The 2,910-nt window shown below is 47.2% G+C and carries 3 protein-coding genes; 2 read left to right on the top strand and 1 reads right to left on the bottom strand.

All coding sequences use genetic code 11. From position 1 onward, the window contains the following. The first annotated feature begins 527 nt into the window (after nucleotides 1-527). Nucleotides 528-2,414 (top strand): ATP-dependent zinc metalloprotease FtsH2, encoded by a 1,887-nt coding sequence (gene ftsH2 / locus IM319_RS05060; protein ID WP_287734873.1) that lies wholly within the window; start codon nucleotides 528-530, stop codon nucleotides 2,412-2,414. A 64-nt stretch (nucleotides 2,415-2,478) separates the two neighbouring features. Here ftsH2 and IM319_RS05055 read toward each other — a convergent pair whose 3' ends face one another. Then, nucleotides 2,479-2,709 (bottom strand): neurohypophysial hormones like protein, encoded by a 231-nt coding sequence (locus IM319_RS05055; RefSeq protein ID WP_287734871.1) that lies wholly within the window; start codon nucleotides 2,707-2,709, stop codon nucleotides 2,479-2,481. A gap of 91 nt (nucleotides 2,710-2,800) precedes the next feature. On the opposite strand from IM319_RS05055, the gene IM319_RS05050 reads away from it, so the two are divergent. Then, nucleotides 2,801-2,910: helix-turn-helix domain-containing protein (locus IM319_RS05050; protein WP_149106768.1), on the top strand; the 110-nt coding region annotated here is incomplete at its 3' end.

Here is a 2,910-nt window from a genome sequence, read left to right as displayed (position 1 = left end):
GCATGGGAGTGATCGGGGGGAAAATTCCGGGACTTTTTCCCTGAAAATTAGGTAATTGACCACCTGAAAATCGGTAAAACCCTACACCCTACACCCTACACCCCGCCCCCAGGAAAAACTTTTTGCCGCAAACCCTACTTATTACCACTACCCGGACTAAGCTGTACTGCATTTAAACTGCGTATTGGATGTTTTAGTACAAATACTCAAACTCTCAACTCCGGCGCTCTCAACTCCGGCGCTCCCATGCAGTCTTAACGAGTAATTTAGATAGTCAACAGCTTACTGTTAAATCTTGACCTTCTCTAATCCAGCAATATCCCAGAAACCCTGAGACTTTTGCTAGAACAAATGAACTAAAAAAAATCTCTCGTCATCATTGTTGTCAGAATTATGAGAATTACGTTACATTTAGTTAAGATTTAATTGGCTGCGGGGATTAATCTCGAAAAAATAACCTAAAATCCTTGACAAAAACAGCTAAATGAGTTAAGCAAAAATCTTTATCCTAGAACCACTAAACAAACATGAAACTATCCTGGAAAACGATTTTACTGTGGACATTGCCCGCCCTTGTGGTCGGTTTTTTCCTCTGGCAAGGCACTTTTGCCACGGCCACCGGTAATATCGGCAATAACACCGCCACTACCCGCATGACCTACGGACGCTTTCTAGAATACCTAGATAGTGGTAGGGTTGTCAGCGTCGATCTCTACGAAGGTGGCAGAACTGCGATCGTACAGGCCCTAGATCCAGAACTAGAAAACCGAGTACAACGCCTACGAGTCGATTTACCGGCCAATTCCCCCGATTTAATCGCCCGTTTACGCGATTCTAAAATTAGTTTCGATGCTCACCCGATGCGGAATGACGGCGCTTGGTGGGGATTCCTCGGTAATCTACTTTTCCCCTTTTTGCTGATTGCCGCTCTCTTTTTCCTCTTCCGCCGTTCTAATAATATGCCAGGCGGCCCCGGTCAAGCGATGAGTTTTGGTAAATCAAAAGCCCGTTTCCAGATGGAAGCGAAAACCGGCATCACCTTTGATGATGTGGCAGGAATTGACGAAGCGAAGGAAGAATTACAGGAAGTCGTCACTTTCCTCAAACAACCGGAGAAATTTACCGCCGTCGGGGCCAAAATCCCCAAAGGAGTCCTGTTAGTTGGCCCTCCCGGTACGGGTAAAACCCTGTTAGCCAAAGCGATCGCCGGTGAAGCGGGTGTACCTTTCTTCAGCATTTCCGGTTCGGAATTTGTGGAAATGTTCGTCGGTGTCGGTGCTTCTCGCGTGCGCGATTTGTTCAAAAAAGCCAAGGAAAATGCTCCCTGTTTAATCTTTATCGATGAAATTGACGCAGTAGGTCGTCAACGGGGTGCCGGTATCGGTGGTGGTAACGACGAACGGGAACAAACCCTGAACCAATTATTGACAGAAATGGACGGTTTCGAGGGGAATACGGGAATTATCATCATTGCCGCCACTAACCGCCCCGATGTTCTCGATTCCGCTCTCATGCGTCCGGGCCGTTTTGATCGCCAAGTAACCGTCGATGCACCCGATTTTAAAGGTCGTTTAGAGATTTTAGACGTTCATGCCCGCAATAAAAAGCTGGCCAACGACGTTTCCATCGAAGCGATCGCCCGTCGCACTCCGGGGTTCAGTGGGGCAGATTTAGCCAATTTACTGAACGAAGCGGCAATTTTAACCGCCCGTCGTCGCAAAGAAGCCATTACCCTGTTAGAGATAGATGACGCGGTAGATCGCGTGATCGCAGGTATGGAAGGTACTCCTTTAGTCGATAGCAAGAGCAAGCGCTTAATCGCTTACCATGAAGTGGGTCATGCGATCGTGGGTACGCTCTTAAAAGATCATGATCCCGTCCAGAAAGTGACTCTGATTCCCCGGGGACAGGCCCAGGGTTTAACTTGGTTCACTCCCAACGAAGAACAGGGTTTAACCACGAAAGCGCAGTTAATGGCCCGGATTTCCGGTGCTTTAGGTGGTCGGGCGGCCGAGGAAGAAATCTTCGGCTATGATGAGGTGACTACCGGTGCCGGTGGCGATTTACAGCAAGTTTCTGATATGGCCCGTCAGATGGTGACTCGTTTCGGGATGAGCGATTTAGGTCCTTTGTCCCTAGAAAGTCAAGGGGGTGAGGTGTTCCTCGGTGGCGGTTTGATGAATCGTTCCGAGTATTCTGAGAAGGTGGCTACTCGCATCGATGATCAGGTGCGATCGATCGTGGAACACTGTCATGAAATTTCTCGGCAAATTATTCGCGATCATCGGGAAGTGATCGATCGAGTGGTGGATCTGCTGATCGAAAAAGAAACGATCAATGGGGAAGAATTCCGGCAAATTGTGGCTGAATACGCCTACGTTCCCGAAAAAGAACAGTTTGTACCCCAGTTATAGGTTAATTTTAATACAGATGCGATCGGGTGGGTTAAAGCTCACCCGATTTTTTTATGCTAGGGATTTAGTTATCATCATCATCATCATCGTCATCGTCATCGTCTTTTTTATCCCGTTGATTATCATCGTCTTTTTGCCGATTTTCCCCGTCTTTATCGCTATCTTCGTCTTTTTGCGGCGATTCCACCGTGGTAGGGACGTTTTTCGGTTCTTCGGCTTCTTTTGCTCCCTGACAAGCGCCTAAAACCGTAGTCAAGGTTAACAGAATCAGCAAAACTAAGGATTTGATTTTCATCGAAAATTTTGGGTCTGAAACCCCGTCGTAGAACGACGGCTTTACCGTTAAATACTAGCGCATTTACCAAATATATGCTAAAATGTGAGACATGGAAAAAGCCTATTCGTTTCGATTTTACCCCACACCCGAACAAGAGTCGCTATTGCGGCGCACCTTGGGCTGTGTAAGATTAGTTTACAATAAAGCTCTCCACGAACG

Origin of the sequence: Microcystis sp. M113S1 (assembly GCF_020246945.1) — a bacterium.
Taxonomy (GTDB): domain Bacteria; phylum Cyanobacteriota; class Cyanobacteriia; order Cyanobacteriales; family Microcystaceae; genus Microcystis.
Note: the sequence above shows the minus strand (reverse complement) of the source record. Positions and strands in the feature narration are given on the sequence as shown.

Coding starts and splice junctions, on each gene's coding strand:
- ftsH2 (WP_287734873.1), top strand. CDS start 528: ATGAAACTATCCTGGAAAACGATTTTACTGTGGACATTGCCCGCCCTT.
- IM319_RS05055 (WP_287734871.1), bottom strand. CDS start 2,709: ATGAAAATCAAATCCTTAGTTTTGCTGATTCTGTTAACCTTGACTACG.